At 44.1% G+C, this 18188-nt stretch carries 24 protein-coding genes; 23 read left to right on the top strand and 1 reads right to left on the bottom strand.

Features of this window, described 5'->3' with window-relative positions; genetic code table 11:
- Positions 1–31 precede the first annotated feature (31 nt).
- The 15 genes from ACXAEY_RS01645 (at position 32) to ACXAEY_RS01715 (ending at position 12061) form a co-directional block, all read left to right on the top strand.
- Positions 32–664, top strand: a complete 633-nt coding sequence (locus tag ACXAEY_RS01645) for a low molecular weight protein arginine phosphatase (protein WP_474810010.1) — start codon at positions 32–34, stop codon at positions 662–664.
- Positions 661–1101 (top strand): ribose 5-phosphate isomerase B, encoded by a 441-nt coding sequence (gene rpiB / locus ACXAEY_RS01650; RefSeq protein WP_474810012.1) that lies wholly within the window; start codon positions 661–663, stop codon positions 1099–1101. Before ACXAEY_RS01645 ends, rpiB begins: the two co-directional genes overlap by 4 nt.
- A 14-nt stretch (positions 1102–1115) precedes the next feature.
- On the top strand, positions 1116–1688 hold the full coding sequence (locus tag ACXAEY_RS01655) for a TIGR01440 family protein (RefSeq protein WP_474810015.1): 573 nt from the start codon (positions 1116–1118) through the stop codon (positions 1686–1688).
- A gap of 206 nt (positions 1689–1894) precedes the next feature.
- Positions 1895–3142 (top strand): serine hydroxymethyltransferase, encoded by a 1248-nt coding sequence (glyA, locus tag ACXAEY_RS01660; protein ID WP_474810017.1) that lies wholly within the window; start codon positions 1895–1897, stop codon positions 3140–3142.
- A 204-nt stretch (positions 3143–3346) separates the two neighbouring features.
- The gene (gene upp / locus ACXAEY_RS01665; RefSeq protein ID WP_270180381.1) at positions 3347–3976 is read left to right on the top strand and encodes a uracil phosphoribosyltransferase; all 630 of its coding nucleotides are present in this window, start codon (positions 3347–3349) and stop codon (positions 3974–3976) included.
- A 679-nt stretch (positions 3977–4655) separates the two neighbouring features.
- A complete protein-coding gene (locus ACXAEY_RS01670) occupies positions 4656–4844 on the top strand; it encodes an AtpZ/AtpI family protein (protein WP_270180638.1) in 189 nt (62 codons plus the stop codon).
- A complete protein-coding gene (locus tag ACXAEY_RS01675; RefSeq protein ID WP_270180380.1) occupies positions 4845–5213 on the top strand; it encodes an ATP synthase subunit I in 369 nt (122 codons plus the stop codon).
- 19 nt (positions 5214–5232) lie between these two features.
- Positions 5233–5946 carry a F0F1 ATP synthase subunit A gene (gene atpB, locus ACXAEY_RS01680; RefSeq protein ID WP_270180379.1) on the top strand — a complete coding sequence of 238 codons (714 nt, stop codon included), beginning with the start codon at positions 5233–5235 and terminating at the stop codon, positions 5944–5946.
- Positions 5947–6016: 70 nt separating this feature from the next.
- Complete coding sequence (gene atpE, locus ACXAEY_RS01685) at positions 6017–6229, top strand: F0F1 ATP synthase subunit C (protein ID WP_224884350.1); 213 nt, start codon at positions 6017–6019, stop codon at positions 6227–6229.
- Between the two features lie 110 nt (positions 6230–6339).
- Entirely contained in the window at positions 6340–6855 is a 516-nt protein-coding gene (gene atpF, locus ACXAEY_RS01690) for a F0F1 ATP synthase subunit B (RefSeq protein ID WP_474810021.1), read from the top strand.
- Positions 6852–7406, top strand: coding sequence for a F0F1 ATP synthase subunit delta (locus ACXAEY_RS01695; protein ID WP_270180377.1), 555 nt, complete (start codon positions 6852–6854; stop codon positions 7404–7406). The genes atpF and ACXAEY_RS01695 overlap by 4 nt, the downstream gene beginning before the upstream one ends.
- A gap of 19 nt (positions 7407–7425) precedes the next feature.
- Positions 7426–8934 carry a F0F1 ATP synthase subunit alpha gene (gene atpA, locus ACXAEY_RS01700; protein ID WP_270180376.1) on the top strand — a complete coding sequence of 503 codons (1509 nt, stop codon included), beginning with the start codon at positions 7426–7428 and terminating at the stop codon, positions 8932–8934.
- 50 nt (positions 8935–8984) lie between these two features.
- Positions 8985–9848 (top strand): F0F1 ATP synthase subunit gamma, encoded by an 864-nt coding sequence (locus tag ACXAEY_RS01705; RefSeq protein WP_270180375.1) that lies wholly within the window; start codon positions 8985–8987, stop codon positions 9846–9848.
- 181 nt (positions 9849–10029) lie between these two features.
- Positions 10030–11442 (top strand): F0F1 ATP synthase subunit beta, encoded by a 1413-nt coding sequence (gene atpD / locus ACXAEY_RS01710; protein WP_474810024.1) that lies wholly within the window; start codon positions 10030–10032, stop codon positions 11440–11442.
- A 217-nt stretch (positions 11443–11659) separates the two neighbouring features.
- The gene (locus ACXAEY_RS01715; RefSeq protein WP_270180373.1) at positions 11660–12061 is read left to right on the top strand and encodes a F0F1 ATP synthase subunit epsilon; all 402 of its coding nucleotides are present in this window, start codon (positions 11660–11662) and stop codon (positions 12059–12061) included.
- Between the two features lie 19 nt (positions 12062–12080).
- Here ACXAEY_RS01715 and ACXAEY_RS01720 read toward each other — a convergent pair whose 3' ends face one another.
- On the bottom strand, positions 12081–12557 hold the full coding sequence (locus ACXAEY_RS01720) for a YbgA family protein (RefSeq protein WP_474810026.1): 477 nt from the start codon (positions 12555–12557) through the stop codon (positions 12081–12083).
- Positions 12558–12738: 181 nt separating this feature from the next.
- Here ACXAEY_RS01720 and ACXAEY_RS01725 point away from each other — a divergent pair, with 181 nt between their 5' ends.
- From ACXAEY_RS01725 to nuoK, 8 genes are read left to right on the top strand one after another with little or no spacing between them, the layout of a single operon-like run.
- Positions 12739–13068, top strand: coding sequence for an NADH-quinone oxidoreductase subunit A (locus ACXAEY_RS01725; protein ID WP_270180637.1), 330 nt, complete (start codon positions 12739–12741; stop codon positions 13066–13068).
- The gene (locus tag ACXAEY_RS01730; RefSeq protein ID WP_270180371.1) at positions 13059–13577 is read left to right on the top strand and encodes a NuoB/complex I 20 kDa subunit family protein; all 519 of its coding nucleotides are present in this window, start codon (positions 13059–13061) and stop codon (positions 13575–13577) included. The genes ACXAEY_RS01725 and ACXAEY_RS01730 overlap by 10 nt, the downstream gene beginning before the upstream one ends.
- Positions 13574–14800 carry an NADH-quinone oxidoreductase subunit C gene (locus tag ACXAEY_RS01735; protein ID WP_474810028.1) on the top strand — a complete coding sequence of 409 codons (1227 nt, stop codon included), beginning with the start codon at positions 13574–13576 and terminating at the stop codon, positions 14798–14800. Before ACXAEY_RS01730 ends, ACXAEY_RS01735 begins: the two co-directional genes overlap by 4 nt.
- Before the next feature lie 2 nt (positions 14801–14802).
- Complete coding sequence (locus ACXAEY_RS01740; RefSeq protein WP_474810030.1) at positions 14803–15903, top strand: NADH-quinone oxidoreductase subunit D; 1101 nt, start codon at positions 14803–14805, stop codon at positions 15901–15903.
- A complete protein-coding gene (gene nuoH / locus ACXAEY_RS01745; protein WP_474810032.1) occupies positions 15900–16907 on the top strand; it encodes an NADH-quinone oxidoreductase subunit NuoH in 1008 nt (335 codons plus the stop codon). The genes ACXAEY_RS01740 and nuoH overlap by 4 nt, the downstream gene beginning before the upstream one ends.
- A gap of 34 nt (positions 16908–16941) precedes the next feature.
- Positions 16942–17361: an NADH-quinone oxidoreductase subunit NuoI gene (gene nuoI, locus ACXAEY_RS01750; protein ID WP_270180367.1), complete on the top strand. Its 420-nt coding sequence runs from the start codon at positions 16942–16944 to the stop codon at positions 17359–17361.
- Complete coding sequence (locus tag ACXAEY_RS01755; RefSeq protein ID WP_474810035.1) at positions 17358–17873, top strand: NADH-quinone oxidoreductase subunit J; 516 nt, start codon at positions 17358–17360, stop codon at positions 17871–17873. The genes nuoI and ACXAEY_RS01755 overlap by 4 nt, the downstream gene beginning before the upstream one ends.
- The gene (gene nuoK, locus ACXAEY_RS01760; RefSeq protein WP_270180365.1) at positions 17870–18184 is read left to right on the top strand and encodes an NADH-quinone oxidoreductase subunit NuoK; all 315 of its coding nucleotides are present in this window, start codon (positions 17870–17872) and stop codon (positions 18182–18184) included. The genes ACXAEY_RS01755 and nuoK overlap by 4 nt, the downstream gene beginning before the upstream one ends.
- The last annotated feature ends 4 nt before the right edge of the window (positions 18185–18188 follow it).

Raw genomic sequence — 18188 nt, forward strand, 5'->3', positions numbered from 1 at the left:
CTCTCATAATAAAGGTAGAAGGAGAGTGGCTATGTTGAAAGTAGTATTTATCTGCACAGGGAATACATGTCGAAGTCCGATGGCGGAAGCGATCGTAAAACATAAAAACAGAAATATAGAAGTTAAATCTGCAGGCGTCTTCGCTGCAAATGGGTCCCCAGCGAGCCAACAGGTTGAAACCTTATTAAAAGATAAGAACATTTCCTTTTCTCATAGTGCTCGTTTACTAGACCGGGAGCTTGCGGAATGGGGGGACCTGCTCCTTACGATGACAGAAAGTCATAAAGCATTAGTTTTGAGAGATTTCCCAGAGCTATCGCATAAAGTAAGTACGTTAAAAGAGTATGCGTTTGGAGAAGAGATGTATGATCCTTATCAAAAAAAAGCAGCAGAACTCGAAACGAAGCGTGCCACTTTTGTACATGAATTGAATGGACTGAGTGGTGAAGAAGAAGAGAAGAAAAGAAAAGAATTTGAACAAGAGCTTATAAAAGAAATAAAGGAATTGGAAAAGTTAGAGAGTAGCCTACCTTCGATCGATATTTCAGATCCCTTCGGTGGATCGTTAAAGCACTATCATGAAACGTATAATGAAATTGAAGATGCGATCGAACGATTAATCGAACGATTAAAAGAGGAAGATAATGAGGAGGATGAACGGTGAGAGTAGCAATCGGGGCGGATCACGCAGGAGTTATGATTAAGGATGACATTATTGGAGTGATAAAAGAATTAGGAATGGAGGTCATCGATCTTGGGTGTGATTGTAAAGAATCGGTGGATTATCCTGACTATGCGATTCCAGTAGCAGAGCATGTTGCGAATGGGACAGCGGACCGCGGTATCCTTATTTGTGGTACAGGCATCGGCATGTCGATCGCAGCCAATAAAGTTGAAGGTATTCGATGTGCGCTCGTTCATGACCTTTTTAGTGCAAAAGCAACGCGCCAGCATAATGATTCGAATGTACTTGCGATGGGCGAACGAATCATAGGACCAGGACTCGCGAAAGAAATCGCCAAAGTGTGGCTTGAAACAGAGTATGAAGGCGGTCGTCACGCAAAGCGCGTTGGTAAGATCACTGCTTACGAAACGAATTAAAGGAGGAATGAGCTATGGATGAGAAAATGGCTCAGCAGATTTCTCTGCATACCCGTGAAGCACTAGATGATTTACAAGTTGATGCACGCTTGTCTAAACAGCATCTGTTAGTGGTAGGGATGAGTTCGAGTGAAGTGATGGGAGAAAGAATCGGAACAGCAGGCACTACTTTTGCTGCTGAAGCTGTTTATGAAAGCATTGGGTCATTTCAGAATGAGACTGGTGTTAGCATCGCCTTTCAATGCTGTGAACATTTAAATCGTGCCCTTGTTGTAGAACGTGAAACAGCGGAAGCAAGAGGATACGAAATTGTAGCCGCTGTACCGACTGTAAAAGCGGGTGGCTCGATGGCGACGTATGCTTTTCAAAGAATGACTGACCCTGTCCTCGTTGAATTTATCTCAGCAGATGCAGGGATCGACATCGGTGATACGTTTATCGGCATGCATATTAGGCACGTGGCCGTTCCAGTCAGAGGCAGACACAAGATGATCGGACATGCTCACTTAACGATGGCAAGATCTCGTCCTAAGCTGATCGGGGGAGAACGAGCATCTTATCCAAGTAAGAATGAACATTGTTTCTAAGAGATATTAATAGTGATCAGGAGAAGGCTATATCCTTCTTATAGCAGCAATAGGTACAAAAGCAGTAAGTGAAAAGGCGAACATTCGAAACATTTTGAGATTTAATATACGGTCTTCAAAATCTGTGATACAATGCAAGCGAGATTGATTCACGACTATTCAAATTATAAGGATAGAAATATGTGTGAGATAGAAAGGGGATATCAATGCAACAAGTAGCAAAGCATGATCAAGAGTTATTTCAGGCAATTCAGGACGAGCTAGGTAGACAACGTAGCAAAATTGAACTAATTGCATCAGAGAACTTTGTTTCTGAAGCTGTAATGAAAGCGCAAGGATCTGTCCTAACGAACAAATATGCAGAAGGCTACCCAGGGCGCCGTTACTACGGTGGTTGTGAATATGTAGATGTAGCTGAAAACATCGCAAGAGATCGCGCGAAGCAGTTATTTGGAGCAGACCATGTTAACGTACAGCCTCACTCTGGCGCACAAGCAAACATGGGCGTGTACTTCACTGTTCTAAATCATGGAGATACGGTTCTTGGTATGAACCTTTCACACGGAGGTCATCTCACACATGGAAGCCCTGTAAACTTCAGTGGTGTTCAATATAATTTTGTGGAATACGGTGTAGATAAAGAGACACATCGCATCGATTACGATGATGTGCTTGAGAAAGCAAAAGAACATCGTCCGAAATTGATCGTTGCAGGTGCGAGTGCATACCCTCGTGAGATCGACTTCAAGCGTTTTAGAGAGATCGCTGATGAAGTAGATGCTTATTTGATGGTCGATATGGCGCACATTGCTGGCCTTGTCGCAACTGGACACCATCCTAATCCAGTTCCATATGCAGATTTCGTAACAACAACGACTCACAAGACGCTTCGCGGTCCACGCGGTGGAATGATTCTTTGTAAAGAAGAATTCGCGAAGAAGATCGATAAGTCTATGTTCCCAGGTCTTCAAGGCGGTCCTCTCATGCACGTGATCGCTGCAAAGGCAGTGGCTTTTGGAGAAGCACTATCTGATGAATTCAAGCAATACTCTGAGAACATCATCAAGAATGCTAGAAAACTAGCTTCTTCTCTTGAAAAGGAAGGCATTAACCTAGTCTCAAATGGAACGGATAACCATCTCGTACTATTAGACCTTCAAAGCTTAGACATTACTGGAAAAGTTGCTGAAAAAGCGCTTGATGATATCGGTATTACTACGAATAAAAATACAATTCCGTTCGATCCACAAAGTCCTTTCGTAACGAGCGGACTCCGTATCGGAACGGCTGCAGTTACGTCACGTGGCTTCGGTGAGCAAGAAATGGAAGAAATCGCAAGTATCATGAGCGACGTTCTTCACAACATTGAAGACGAAGCTGTGCTTAAGAAAGCGGAGCAGCGTGTCATTGATCTAACAAATAAATTTCCAATGTATGAAGATCTTTCCTATTAATAGTAAAGATTGAAAACACCCAGGGGCTATCGAGTACATTCGATAGCCTTTTTTTACTGTCTTCGCATTGCATATGACCTATTTTCGATCAATGAGTGCGAATATTTTATCATCTTAGAAAACCTTGAATAAGTCCTCGTTTTTCTGTAAAATTGCGAAGAAGATTGTGGAACGATACTAAAATGAGAAGGGGAGATTGTACAAATGGGTAAAGTATACGTGTTCGATCATCCATTGATTCAGCATAAGCTTACATACATTCGAGACGAGAAAACAGGCACTAAGGAATTTCGTGAATTGGTCGATGAAGTTGCTGCTCTGATGGCTTATGAAATTACGAGAGAACTTCCAACTGAGGAAGTCATTGTGAAGACTCCTGTAACTGAAGCGAAATCGAAAGTCCTTTCAGGTAAAAAACTCGGACTTGTTCCGATTCTAAGAGCTGGACTCGGTATGACAGACGGAATCCTTAAGCTTATTCCTGCTGCAAAAGTAGGACACGTTGGACTTTACCGTGACCCTGAAACACTTCAGCCGGTTGAATACTACGTAAAGCTCCCTGCAGACATTGAGGAACGTGAATTCATCGTGATCGACCCGATGCTTGCTACTGGCGGATCCGCTGTTGAAGCGATCAACTCGATCAAGAAGCGCGGTGCACAAAACATCAAGATGATGTGCTTGATCGCAGCTCCAGAAGGTGTTGAACTTCTTCAAGAAGCTCATCCAGATGTAGACATTTTCATCGCTGGTCTCGATGAAAAACTAAACGAAAAAGGATATATTGTTCCTGGACTAGGCGACGCTGGTGATCGTCTTTATGGAACGAAGTAATCGAGAACCTCTCCAACATGGAGAGGTTTTTCTTTTGCTATCAGAAATGTAGTGACTTCCGCTCCAGGATGCTCGCTTTCCGCGGGGCAGAGGGAGCCTCCTCGTCTCTAACGCTCCTGCGGACCCGTCCCGCACATTCCGCAGGAGTCGACCATCCTTCCCCTCCAAATCAATGTCACTAAACTTCACTCAAACCCGGTCCTTTTAAAAGCAAATTAGTGACAGAAGTAAAAAGTAGTTACTTGAACGTTGAAGGAAAGGTTAGCTTCGCTTTATCTTGTTGGGGTCTGTACTATTCACAAACTGAAAAGATTATAAAAATCTTACAAGCTAACCCTCTTCTAATTAGAACGGTTTTTGTTTTAAAAACTGTCCCACTCACATAAAATGTGAAAAAAAAGTGACAATATTGTTCGAGTTTATCCGCTAAATTTTACCTCTTTTCTATATAAGGTTTCGCAGAAGACTTGAAAGCGTTATAATCCTTGTGTATATGGGGATTTTGGGACGCATTTCGATTTGTGAAGTTCATCACACCATTTGCTTGAAACACATTGACATGGTTGGATGCCTATTGTATCCTTACAAAGGGTATAGTGATAAGGTTTTCATCCGCACAGGAGAGACGATCTCTCCCTAAACTAACCTCAACAGAAAAGGGGCGCTTCATTTGAAGGCGATGGCACTTTACTCAACCATCCTGTCTTACCTTGTCGGATCGATACTCACAGGGATCTTCCTTGGAAAATGGATGGACAGCCTTTTCGACACTTTTCCACTTTTTCTTGTCATCGGACTCCTATTAGGGCTCGGTGGAGGAATATATGGACTAGTTCGTCTTCTACATAAGTTTACAGGGGAAGATTAAATGACAGAATATAAACAACATTTCCGCCGCTACTTACAATACACCCTGTATCTGCTCGCAATCTTCGTTCTAGGTTGGGGAGTTACCTCAAGCAAAGCATTATTCCTCGGGTTAATACTAGGAACCATATTTAGTATTTATAACCTATTCAACATGTTCCGTAAAATAAATCGACTTGGACAAGCTGCTGAAGAAGGGAAGAAAGCAAAATCTCTCGGCTTCTTAACAAGGTTAGCTGTGGCTGGACTAGCTGTTGCAATCGCGACTCGATATCCGGAACTGTTCAACTTGCTAGGTGTGGTAATTGGGTTGATGGTGACCTACATTATCATTCTCATAGATTCAATACTTCAAATACGCTTTAAGTAGGAAGAGAGGTGAAAAGCTGTTGGAACATAATGCACCTACAACTGGCGAAATATTAGGCATTACTTTTAATCTTTCCAATGTACTCATGATTACGATCGCATCCGCTATCGTTTTCATCCTTGCAGTTGTAGCAACTCGCTCACTAGCAATGCGACCAACTGGTTTGCAGAACTTTATCGAGTGGGTGATGGACTTTGTGAAAGGTCTGATCTCAAGCACCATGGACTGGCAAACAGGAGGACGATTCTTGTTTCTTGGGATGACGCTACTCATGTATATCTTCGTCTCAAACATGCTTGGTCTTCCATTCGCCATTTCGTTTAATGACGAACTATGGTGGAAGTCTCCAACTGCAGACCCGACGATCACGCTGACACTAGCAACGATGGTCGTGGTGCTCACACACTATTACGGTGTGAAAATGAAAGGTGCAAAGGAATACGGTAAAGGATTCTTTACCCCAATGAAATTCCTATTTCCTTTCAAGTTAATCGAGGAATTTTCAAACACATTGACGCTTGGTCTTCGTCTTTACGGAAACATTTTTGCCGGTGAGATCTTGCTTGGACTCCTAGCTGGACTTGGAGCTGCAGGAATCGGCGGAGCGCTTGGAGCCTTTCTTCCTATGCTCGCATGGCAAGGATTCAGTATCTTTGTCGGTACAATTCAGGCGTTTATCTTTGTAATGCTAACCATGGTTTACATGGCACACAAAGTGGCAGACGACCACTAAAAAACAGTATTAATGAACTTTTCATTATATAAAAAATCTATTTTTATGAATATTAAGGAGGAAATTTAGCATGGGTTTAATCGCAGCTGCAATTGCAGTAGGTCTAGCGGCAGTAGGTGCCGGTATTGGTAACGGTCTTATCGTAGGACGTACAGTAGAGGGAATCGCTCGTCAACCAGAACTTAGAGGTACTCTTCAAACTACAATGTTCATCGGTATCGCACTAGTTGAGGCACTTCCGATCATCGGTGTAGTAATCGCATTTATCGTAATGGGTCAATAATTACTTACGAAACTTTATAGAAAAATCGTAACGTTTCATGATGGCGGAGAAAGTTTCGAAATGAAACCTTCGCCATTCGTTTTGTATGATCTCTGAAGGGAGTGAACACGTTGTTCAACAGTCTAATTCTTGGAGCTGGCACAGGGATTCACGCTGGTGATATCCTTTATCAGCTTTTCGCATTTATCGTGCTTCTTGCTCTATTGAAAAAGTTCGCTTGGGGCCCGTTGATGGGTATCATGAAAGAACGAGAGCAGCATATCGCTAGTGAAATCGAATCTGCTGAAAAGAACCGTAAAGAAGCTGAAGCTTACTTAAATGAACAGCGCGAAGAAATGAAGCGTGTTCGTCAAGAAGCGCAAACTATGCTTGAGAACCAAAAGAAAATGGCTGACCAAAAAGGTCAGGAAATGATTGAAGCAGCACGTCTTGAGGCTGAACGCTTGAAAGAAGCAGCAACAGCTGACATCGCTCGTGAACGTGAAACTGCTGTAGCATCACTGCGCGAGCAGGTTGCATCTCTATCTGTAATGATCGCTTCCAAAGTTGTTGAGAAGGAACTGGACGAGCGTTCACAGCAGAAGCTGATCGATGACTACCTTTATCAGGCAGGCGGTCAGAAATGAGCAGGGACCTTGAAGTAATCGCAAAACGTTATGCTAACGCTCTTTTTGAAATTGCTCATGAGCAAGGAACCGTTGAGCAAGTGAAGCAAGAGCTTGCAGTCGTTAACGATGTATTCAATGAAACTGACGACTTGATGGAAGTGTTCGCACATCCTAAGTTTACAAATGCGCAAAAGAAAGAAGTCATCCAAAACAGCTTTGGAAAGTCACTTTCAGCGCCAGTTTTAAATACGCTTCTCACATTGGTTGAACGAGATCGTATCGCGATCGTTTTCGATCTCATCAACCACTATCATATGTTCGCAAATGAGCAGCAGCAAACAGCTGCAGCTAAAGTGTATTCTGTAATGCCTCTTTCAGAGGAAGAGCAGAACAAGATCTCTGCAGTTTTTGCAGAACGAGTAGGCAAGAAAACACTTCAAATCGAAAACGTGATCGACCCAACTTTGATCGGTGGTATCAAAGTACGTGTCGGAAATCGCATTTTTGATGGAAGTATCAGCGGTAAACTTAAACGCATGGAACGTCAATTAGTTTCAGCGAAAGGCTAGAAGATAGGGGTGAATATGCATGAGCATCAATGCTGAAGAAATCAGTACTCTGATAAAGCAACAGATCTCAGATTATCAAGCTGATATTAAAGTTGATGATGTAGGTACCGTAATCCAAATCGGTGACGGTATCGCTCGTGCCCACGGTCTTGATAACGTGATGGCAGGAGAACTTGTTGAATTTTCAAATGGTGTAATGGGTATGGCTCAGAACCTGGAAGAAAATAACGTAGGTATCATTATTCTTGGACCTTACACGGATATTCGTGAAGGTGACGAAGTTCGTCGTACTGGCCGTATTATGGAGGTTCCAGTTGGTGAAGAGCTTCTTGGCCGTGTTGTTAACCCTCTTGGACAGCCTGTTGATGGACAGGGTCCACTTGGTACTTCAAAAACACGCCCAATCGAAAGTCCGGCTCCAGGTGTTATGGATCGTAAATCCGTACACGAGCCTCTTCAAACAGGAATCAAAGCAATTGACTCTCTTATTCCAATCGGACGTGGACAGCGTGAGTTGATCATCGGTGACCGTCAGACTGGTAAGACATCAATTGCGATCGATACAATTCTTAACCAAAAAGAAGAAGACATGATCTGTATCTATGTTGCGATCGGGCAAAAAGAATCTACGGTTCGTGGTGTTGTTGAAACACTTCGTAAGCAGGGTGCACTTGATTACACAATCGTTGTAACTGCATCTGCATCTCAGCCGGCTCCACTTCTTTTCCTAGCACCATATGCTGGTGTAACGATGGGTGAAGACTTCATGTATAACGGCAAGCACGTTCTTGTTGTATACGATGACTTAACAAAGCAGGCTTCTGCATACCGTGAACTTTCCCTATTGCTACGTCGTCCTCCAGGTCGTGAAGCATATCCAGGGGATGTATTCTATCTTCACTCCCGCTTACTTGAGCGTGCAGCGAAGCTTAGTGATGCAAAAGGAGGCGGCTCACTAACAGCCCTTCCATTTATTGAAACGCAAGCTGGTGACGTATCAGCTTATATCCCAACAAACGTTATTTCCATCACGGATGGACAGATCTTCCTTCAATCTGACCTCTTCTTCTCGGGTGTACGTCCGGCGGTTAACGCAGGTCTTTCCGTATCCCGTGTAGGTGGATCCGCTCAGATTAAAGCGATGAAGAAGGTTGCGGGTACACTCCGTCTTGACCTTGCATCTTATCGTGAACTAGAAGCATTTGCTCAGTTTGGTTCTGACCTTGATAAAGCGACTCAGGCTAAGCTAAACCGTGGTGCACGTACAGTTGAAGTACTGAAGCAGGGACTTAACAAGCCGCTAGCAGTAGAGAAGCAGGTTGCGATCCTTTACGCATTGACTCGCGGATTCCTTGATGATATTCCTGTTGAAGACATTCAGCGTTTTGAATCAGAAATGATGACTTGGATCGAACACAATAAGAAAGATCTTTTCAATACAATTCGCGAAACAAAAGCTCTTCCAGACGAAAAAGAATTCAACGCAGCAATCGAAGAATTCAAAAAGAGCTTCGCAGTTTCTGAATAAGAGGGATGCGGCGGAAACGCCGCGGCCAGCTTAAAAGGTGGTGAAAATGAGTGGCATCTTTACGCGATATTAAGTCGAGAATTACATCGACTAAGAAGACAAAGCAGATTACAAAAGCGATGCAGATGGTTTCAGCAGCGAAGCTTAACCGTGCAGAAATGAATGCAAAGTCATTCGTTCCTTACATGGAAAAGATTCAAGATGTTGTAGCTAGTATCGCTACTGGATCAAGCGGCGCTAGTCATCCGATGCTTGAAAGTCGTGACGTCAAGAAGACAGGTTATGTTGTTATCACATCTGACCGTGGTCTAGCTGGCGCATACAACAGCTCGGTTCTACGCCATGTATATCGAACGATCAATGAACGTCATAGCTCAAAAGACGAGTATGCCATCATCGTAGTTGGTAAAGTAGGACTATCCTTCTTTAAAAAACGCGATATGCCTGTAGTGGAAAGCATCGTTGGTCTTGCTGACCAGCCTTCCTTTGCAGACATTAAAGACATTGCATCTAGAACGGTTAAGATGTTTGAAGATGGTGCCTTCGATGAGCTTTATATGTACTATAACCACTATGTAAGTGCCATTCAGCAAGATTTAACGGAGAAGAAGCTTCTTCCGTTAACGGATATTGAGACAGGTGAAAGTAAGTCACTCGCTAGCTATGAGTACGAGCCTTCTGAAGAAGAAATTCTTGAAGTCCTGCTTCCTCAATATGCTGAAAGCTTGATCTACGGTGCGCTTCTCGATGCAAAAGCAGCAGAGCACGCTTCCCGTATGACAGCGATGAGAAGTGCGACTGACAATGCAGACGACCTCATCGGCAGCCTTACACTTTCATACAACCGTGCGCGTCAGGCAGCGATCACTCAGGAATTAACTGAGATTGTTAGTGGGGCGGCGGCATTAGAATAATAACGAAAAGCGAAAGTGGCCGTTAAGGCCCGAAAAGCGCTGGAAGCTTTTAAAATGAACACGATTTTTGTGTTCAGGTTAAAAGGTGAAGCGATCGAGGGACTGGCCACTGTAGCTAGACACTTATCTGAGATAAATGCTTTATTTCAAAAGCACTTAAAGCAAGTTAGGAGGGAACAGGATGAACAAGGGATACATTACCCAGGTTATGGGTCCGGTTGTAGACGTAAAGTTCGATAGCGGAAAGCTTCCAGAAATCTACAACGCCCTTACAGTTAACTATAAAGCGGAATCCGGTGACGAGAAGAGCATGGATCTTACGCTTGAAGTCGCGCTTCACCTTGGCGATGACTCTGTTCGTACCGTAGCGATGGGTTCAACAGATGGTCTTGTACGTGGAGTTGAAACGATTGATACAGGTGCACCGATCTCCGTTCCAGTTGGAGATATTACACTAGGACGTGTATTTAACGTACTAGGAGAAAACATTGACCTTGACGAAGCACTAAGTGCTGACGTTCGTCGTGACCCTATTCACCGTCAAGCTCCTACATTTGAAAACCTTGCAACATCTACTGAGATCCTTGAAACAGGAATCAAAGTAGTAGACCTTCTTGCTCCATACGTAAAAGGTGGTAAGATCGGTCTGTTTGGTGGTGCAGGTGTAGGTAAAACAGTACTTATCCAGGAACTGATCAACAACATCGCACAGGAACACGGCGGTATCTCCGTATTCGCAGGTGTTGGTGAGCGTACTCGTGAAGGTAACGACCTTTACTACGAGATGACAGATTCCGGAGTTATTAAGAAAACTGCAATGGTATTCGGTCAGATGAACGAACCACCAGGTGCACGTATTGCGTGTTGCCTTTTTGGTCTGACAATGGCAGAATACTTCCGTGATGAGCAAGGACAAGACGTTCTACTCTTCATCGATAACATTTACCGCTTTACTCAGGCAGGTTCTGAGGTATCCGCATTGCTTGGCCGTATGCCATCAGCAGTAGGTTACCAGCCGACACTTGCAACTGAGATGGGCCAACTTCAGGAACGTATCACATCGACTAACAAAGGTTCCGTAACTTCCATTCAGGCAATTTACGTACCAGCCGATGACTATACTGACCCGGCTCCAGCGACAACGTTCGCTCACCTTGATGCTACGACGAACCTTGAGCGTAAGCTATCTGAGCAAGGTATCTACCCAGCGGTGGATCCACTTGCATCAACTTCTCGTGCACTTTCTCCAGAAGTTGTTGGTGAAGAACACTATACTGTTGCTCGTGAAGTTCAGCAAACGCTACAGCGTTATAAAGAGCTTCAAGATATCATCGCAATCCTTGGTATGGATGAGCTTTCTGACGAAGATAAGCTAACTGTTGCACGTGCTCGTCGCATTCAGTTCTTCCTTTCTCAGAACTTCCACGTTGCTGAACAGTTCACTGGTCAGCCAGGATCTTACGTACCAGTTAAAGAAACGATCAAAGGATTCAAAGAAATCCTTGACGGCAAACACGACGACATCCCTGAGGATGCATTCCGTCTAGTAGGCCGCATCGAAGAAGTAGTAGAAAAAGCAGAACAAATGGCATAAAGAAAAGCGGAGGCGACTGGTCAGGTCCGCCGGCACTGGAGGCTTTCCACAGGAACGCGATTTGTGCGTTTCAGTGGAAAGGTGAAGTGACGAAGGACCTAGGAGCCGCAGCTAGACATGGAGCAACGGCGCAAAGAGACTTCTCTAGCAACGCTACCGATGTCTAGCTCTAGGCGCTTACGCTTTTCAATCATTACCACACCCAGGGAGGGGTACGATGAATACATTGGAAGTCAGTGTAGTCACCCCTGACGGCCCGGTATACCAAGGGGAAGCTGAATTAGTCAGTGTAAAAGCGCAGAGCGGAGAGCTCGGCATTTTACCTGGTCACATTCCGCTTGTTGCCCCTCTTACCATCAATGCAGTTCGCTTCAAAAATGGAGCTGATACTCATGTACTGGCCGTTAGCGGTGGGTTTGTTGAAGTAAGACCTAAGCAAGTAACAATCCTTGCAGAATCTGCTGAAAACCCTTCTGAAATCGACGTTGAACGCGCTCGTGCAGCAAAGGAAAGAGCAGAGCAGCGCCTGAACCAGGCAAAGCAGGATAATGTTGACTTTAGACGTGCTGAGCTAGCACTTAAGCGTGCAGTAAACCGTCTAGATCTTGCAAAGAAATAATACAGATACGCTAAAAGCATCAGAGTTTATTCTCTGATGCTTTTTTATAATCTTCTTTTGTTATACCCTCAATATTATCTTCATGAAACACAACGCTCCACCCAGAATCTACTTTTATGAAATGACTTTGAGATAAATAGTCTGAAGGGTATTTTTTCAATAAATTTTCAACTAGAGTTTTTAGCTGAGCAATATTTTCTTTCGAAAGGTTTTGTTCACTCTCTAAAACGGTATTCATTGTCCTGAAGAACGCTTGCTTTTCTTCCTCATCTGCACGTTTTTTAAAATAACCCCACATATGCTCGAGGGTCGTCCGCATACCTTTTTTAGTATGAGGCAACTGTTCAGCTTCCCCAATCATCGTATATACATTAAACAAATCATCGATCGAATGCGCCTCTTTAAAAGCAGCACCGATTCGTTTGTAGTGCTCATATCCTTTCGCCATCACACTATATTTATTTCTTGCCCAAAGTTTTTCTGTTACTTTTCTCATTTCTTTATACGAAATACTGATCACCTCTGTTCGAAATTTTAAAAAAACTTTTCCAGAAAAGCAAGAATAATGGTAAAAATGTTGAATTAGTATACGAGAGTAGTAAACCGCATGATGAGAGGAGAGATCCTGTTTGGGTGAATCGCTTAACGTGTACCAAAATAGTTACCTCCTGGTGCTGATGTTCCTTCTTCTTGGCTTATTACTACCTATTGTCGCACTCACAGCCGGGAAAATCCTCCGCCCCCATAAGCCTACCGCAGAAAAACAAACAACTTACGAAAGCGGCATCGAGCCGTTCCATCAAAGCTGGATACAGTATAATGTCCGATATTATTTATTCGGGCTTCTATTTGTCATATTCGATGTAGAAACCGTTTTCTTATACCCATGGGCAGTCGCTTATCAGAAACTCGGTTTCTTTGCGTTTATTGAGATGATGATTTTCATCGTCATGCTTCTAATCGGGTTAATTTATGCTTGGAAAAAGAAGGTGTTGAAATGGATATAAGAATAGAAGATATCACGCCCGAAGAATTCGAGGAAATGAAGCAGAATGTCTTTCTCGCAACACTAGAACAAGTAAAATCCTGGGCACGTAGTAATTCGCTTTGGCCGCTTACGTTCGGCCTTGCGTGCTGCGCGATCGAGATGATGGGGTCCGGAGCTTCGCATTATGACTTAGATCGATTTGGGACGTTTTTTCGAACGTCTCCAAGACAATCAGATGTGATGATCGTATCAGGTACGGTGACAAAGAAAATGGCACCTGTATTGAAGCGTCTCTATGATCAAATGCCAGAACCTAAATGGGTAATCGCGATGGGCTCATGTGCAACTGCAGGAGGACCGTATATCAACTCATATGCCGTTGTGAAAGGAGTCGATCAAATCGTACCGGTCGATGTGTACATACCGGGATGTCCACCGAACCCTGCAGCACTCATCTATGGAATAAATAAATTACAGGAAAAGATTCGTTACGAAGCAAAGACCGGAAAGCGGGTGACGAATAAATGACGGATGATTCACGTGAAGACCTTGCTGAACAGAAGCGAAAAGCTGTAGAAGAAGCGAAACGAAAAGCAGCTGAATTACGGAAAGCTCGAGAGGAAAAGAAAGCAGAGGATTCAGGGGATAGAGTAGAAGCATCACAGGAAGAAGATTCTGAGCTAGCGAAAAAGAAAGCCGCTGCAGCAGCGAAAGCAAAGGCGGCAGCGTTAAGAAAGAAAAAAGAGCAGGAAGCATCAGAAACGGAAGAAGACCCCGATCTTGCGAAGAAAAAGGCAGTCGCAGCGGCAAAAGCAAAGGCAGCTGCTTTAAGGAAGAAAAAAGAGCAGGAGGGTGAAGCGTCAGAGACGGAAGAAGACCCCGATCTCGCAAAGAAAAAGGCAGTCGCAGCAGCAAAAGCAAAGGCAGCTGCTTTAAGGAAGAAAAAAGAGCAGGAGGGTGAAGCGTCAGAAACGGAAGAAGACCCAGACCTTGCAAAGAAAAAGGCAGTTGCAGCAGCGAAGGCAAAGGCAGCTGCTTTAAGGAAGAAAAAAGAGCAGGAAGCGTCAGGAACAGAAGAAGATCCAGATCTCGCAAAGAAAAAGGCAGTTGCAGCGGCAAAAGCGAAGGCAGCTGCTCTGAAGAAAAAGTCTGGATCTAGTGACGATGAGAAAGCAAAAGCAGTTGCAGCAGCCAAGGCAAAAGCAAAAGCCGCCGCAGCGGCGAAAGCGAAAGGAAAGGCAAAGGAAGAAGAGCCAGAAGAGGTCAAGCCCTCTCCAAGTCAACCTCTTTTAGATCGCTACCTCGAAATAATAAAAGAAAACTTAGGTGATGATTTAGTCGAGGATGCTTACATTAACCGCCTTGCGAAAGATGTGCCGACGCTCGTAGCAAAGAAAGAGTCGTATTATCGATTGGCAGAGTTCCTGAAATTTAACGAACTTCTCGCTTTTGACTACCTATCCGAAACGCACGGCACAGACTTTGAAACACATATGGAAATCTACAATCATTTCTATTCTTATATAAATAAACAGAGTGTTGCACTTAAAGTAAAAATCGATCGTGAGAACCCTGTGATTCAGTCGATCACACCACTTTGGTCAGGAGCGAATTGGCCAGAGCGTGAGGCATACGACCTCCTTGGGATCGTGTTCGAAGGTCATCCAAATCTGTCGAGAATCATGATGCCTGATGATTGGGTAGGGCATCCTCTTAGAAAAGACTACGAGCCATACGATGTGGAGGTGTAACGATGATTCGTACTGAGGAAATGCTTTTGAATGTAGGGCCGCAGCACCCCAGTACACATGGCGTGTTTCGCATCGTCCTCAAGATTGATGGTGAAGTGATCAAAGAGGCAACACCTGTCATCGGTTACCTCCACAGAGGAACTGAGAAGATTGCTGAAAACCTACAGTATACGCAGATTATTCCATATACAGATCGAATGGATTATCTCGCTGCGATGACGAATAATTATATCCTTTGTCATGCTGTAGAAACGATGATGGCGATGGAACTTCCAGAACGAGCCGAATATTTGAGAGTGATCGTCATGGAACTTGGAAGAATAGCGAGTCACCTTGTCTGGTTCGGTACGTATCTCTTAGATATTGGAGCCATGAGCCCCTTTCTTTACGCGTTTCGAGAGCGTGAAGTCATTATTAATCTATTGAATGAGATATCTGGAGGACGTCTCACGTTCAACTATATGAGGGTGGGCGGTGTGAAGTGGGATGCACCAGAAGGCTGGCTTAATAAGGTGCGTGAATTTGTGCCATATATGAGAGAGCAGCTAGCAGGCTACCACAATCTCGTTACAGGAAATGAGATCTTCATGGCTAGGTTAAAAGGAGTCGGAACCTATTCGAGAGAAACGGCACTCTCTTACTCTCTTAGCGGAGCGAACTTGCGCTGTACAGGGGTAGAATGGGATCTTAGAAAAAATGAACCTTACTCCATCTATGAAAGATTCAACTTTGATGTGCCAGTCTTTCATGAAGGAGATGCCCTTTCACGTTACTACTGCCGGATGGGGGAAATTGAAGAAGCGTTGAAAATCGTTGAGCAGGCTGCTGATCAAATTCCTGAGGAAGGAGCCATCATGGCGAAAGTGCCGAGAATTATTAAACCACCTGCTGGTGAAACGTATGTAAGGATCGAATCTCCACGTGGTGAGATCGGCTGTTACATAGCTTCCAAAGGGAAAAAAGAGCCGTATCGCCTCAAGTTTCGAAGGCCATCCTTTTATAACCTTCAGATTCTCCCTGAATTACTTGAAGGAGAAAATATATCCAACTTGATCGCAATTTTAGGAGGGATCGATATCGTTCTCGGGGAGGTGGATGGTTGATGGGTGAATGGCTCACTTCCACACCAGGATACTGGCAAACGGGAGGGTTTTTCCTTGCTGGTGCAGCAATGCTGATGGTCGTTCTTGGATTTGTAACGTATGCCATCTTAGCGGAGCGGAAAGTGCTCGGCTTCATGCAGCTCAGACACGGTCCGAACAGAGTCGGCGGCAGGTTTGGTCTTCTTCAGACGGTTGCAGATGTTCTGAAACTATTATTGAAAGAAGATACCATTCCTAGAGACGCCGATCGTCCGCTTTTTATCATCGCACCTGTCATTGCGTTTGCTCCTGCCTTCATCATAATTGCCGTACTACCGTTCACCGAACGGATATCGTTTGCAGATATCGGAGTAGGATTGCTTTTTTACATTGCGATATCAGGAATAACAACGATCGGCATTCTTGCTGGAGGGTGGGCATCGAACAATAAATATGCGTTGTTAGGGAGCATGCGATCAGCGGCTCAAATGATCTCTTATGAAATCCCACTCGTCATGAGTGTCATCGGAATCATTCTATTAACGGGCACTCTTAATCTGAACGAGATTATTATGGCGCAGGAAAACGTCGCATTCATCTTCAAGCAGCCGCTCGCATTTTTCATCTTTCTGATCGCATCTGTAGCAGAGCTTAATCGAACGCCATTCGATCTACCGGAGGCCGAGTCAGAGCTCGTAGCAGGCTATCACGTTGAATATTCGGGGTTCAGGTGGGCGTTCTTCATGCTCGCTGAGTACGTCTATCTTTTTGCCATGGCATCGTTAACTACCATTCTTTTTTTAGGGGGATGGCAAGCGATTCCGTTTTTAGATTTTGTACCAGGATTTATCTGGTTCGCACTTAAATTCATCTCTATCGTATTCGTCATGATCTGGATCAGGGCGACATTCCCACGTCTTCGAGCAGATCAATTAATGTCATTTGGATGGAAGGTACTCCTTCCACTCGCACTAGCAAATATCTTTATTACGACGATTTTAATCGAACTATTCCGGTCGTTTTAAATCAGATTCGGTTTAAAAAGGGAGGAAGCAGAGCATGCGAGGACTAGCGAAAGGGTTAGCTTACACCCTTAAGAACCTAACGAAGGAAAAAGTTACGTATGGCTATCCAGAGAAACCGCTCGAAATGCCCGATCGATTTAGAGGCATTCAGAAATTCTACCCTGAGAAATGCATCGTTTGTAATCAATGTGCAGCGATTTGTCCGACAGATTGCATCACCTTAACGGGAAAGAAGCATCCTGACCCTTCAAAAAAAGGGAAGATCATCGATACGTACGACATTAATTTTGAAATCTGCATTCTATGTGATCTCTGCACAGAGGTTTGTCCAACGGAGGCGATTATTATGACGAATAACTTTGAACTCGCTTCTTATAGTAGAGACGATCTGTTCAAGAACCTAGAGTGGCTGGACGAAAATGATACGAATCTTAGAAAGGAAAACAAGGTATGAATGGAGAGCTAATCGTCTTCGTCATCCTTTTTCTAGTCACGATCACCGGTGCCTTGCTCATGCTAAATCTCTCAAAAGTCGTTCACATGGTGATGGCGCTCGTTCTAACGTTTCTAGGTATAGCTGGACTTTACGTTATGCTCGCAGCGGAGTTTGTAGCTGTTGTTCAGATTTTAATCTACTCCGGTGCCATCACGATCATCATGCTTTTCGGAATTATGCTCACGAAGCATACCGGAGAAGAGAAAAAGACAGGCTTCGTTAAGAAAGGAATCGTTCTATCTGGAATAACCGCTTTCTTTTTAATCATGTTTTTTGCTGTTAAAGATCTATCACTAGGCGGTCAGGCCACTACCCTACATGAAAACAATACGGAGCAAATCGGGATCATGCTTTTCACAGAATATGTCATCCCGTTTGAGCTCGTATCGGTCGTTCTACTGGTCGCTCTCGTTGGAGCGGTAATCCTCGCTAAGAAAGAGGAAACCAAGAAAGAAGGTGAGCAGTCATGAGTTCGATACCGCTTTCTGCTTACCTTGTCACGGCGTTATTACTTTTCTGTATGGGACTTTATGGTGCACTAACGAAACGAAATGCTGTAATCGTTCTGATATCGATCGAGCTCATGCTGAATGCTGTGAACGTAAACCTTGTTGCTTTTGCTAAATACGGCGTAGGTGCTTCGATTCGTGGGCAAGTCTTCTCCTTGTTCACGATCACGGTAGCAGCGGCAGAAGCTGCGGTCGGGCTTGCTATTCTGATTGCTCTATATCGCAATCGAGCAACGGTTAATGTCGATGAAATGAACACATTAAAAAAGTAGCAAA

This window comes from Anaerobacillus sp. ABA4_114 (genome assembly GCF_056159065.1).